Annotated in this window: 1 protein-coding gene; it reads left to right on the top strand. The window is 39.8% G+C overall.

The features are described from left to right. Positions 1 to 1,085 (top strand): citrate synthase (locus F6K13_RS33980; RefSeq protein WP_287290060.1); only part of this gene is annotated, 1,085 nt, incomplete at its 5' end. Positions 1,086 to 1,215: the final 130 nt, after the last annotated feature.

Here is a 1,215-nt window from a genome sequence, read left to right on the forward strand (position 1 = left end):
TAAGTATCAGTCACGTCGATGGACAGGTAGGAGTACTGGAATACCGAGGCATTAATATTCAGGAACTGGCAAAAAAGAGTTCTTTTCTGGAAACAGCATATTTATTAATTTGGGGCTATCTTCCTAGCAAAGAAGAATTAGAAAGCTTTGAGCATGACATTCGCTATCACAGAAGAATTAAGTATAGAATTCGGGACATGATGAAATGTTTTCCAGAAACTGGACATCCAATGGACGCTCTACAGACTTCAGCAGCAGCTTTAGGTTTATTTTATTCTCGCCGTGCCCTTGATAACCCAGAATATATTAGGTCTGCAGTCATCAGGTTACTGGCAAAAATTCCAACTATGGTAGCTGCTTTCCAGTTAATGCGTAAAGGTAACGATGCTGTACAGCCAAAAGATGACCTGGACTATGCAGCCAACTTCTTATATATGCTGAATGAACGGGAACCCGATCCATTAGCAGCACAGGTATTTGATGTTTGTCTGACCCTCCATGCTGAACATACTATTAATGCTTCTACATTCTCAGCTATGGTAACTTCTTCTACTTTGACAGATCCTTATGCAGTTATAGCTTCGGCAGTGGGAACTTTAGCTGGTCCACTACATGGGGGTGCTAATGAAGACGTTATTACTATGTTGTCCGAAATTGGTTCGGTAGAAAATGTTAGGCCATATCTAGAAAAATGTTTGGAGACTAAGGCCAAAATTATGGGTTTTGGTCACAGAGTCTATAAAGTGAAAGACCCGCGAGCTATTATTCTTCAGGAACTGGCAGAAAAGTTATTTGAGAAGTTTGGCTACGACAAATATTATGAGATTGCTTTAGAGCTGGAAAAGGCTGTAGAGGAAAGATTAGGCCACAAAGGGATTTACCCAAATGTGGATTTTTATTCTGGTTTGGTTTATCGAAAATTAGGCATATCTAGCGATCTATTTACACCAGTATTTGCTATAGCTCGTGTAGCTGGTTGGTTGGCTCACTGGAAAGAACAGTTAACAGAAAATCGGATTTTTCGTCCTACACAAATTTATACAGGAGAGCATAATATTTCTTATACTCCTATTCAAGAACGTTAAGTAGGGTTTGCGTATGGAAAGTCTTTTTGCTCTTTGTAGGAGACAGGAGACAGGAGACAGGAGAATTTAGAGGAAGTAGGAGTAAGAATTGTCCCAAGATTGTTCTGCCCAACTATGCGCCTAAAATACT

It is taken from the genome of Okeania sp. SIO2B9 (genome assembly GCF_010672505.1).
Lineage (GTDB): Bacteria > Cyanobacteriota > Cyanobacteriia > Cyanobacteriales > Microcoleaceae > Okeania > Okeania hirsuta.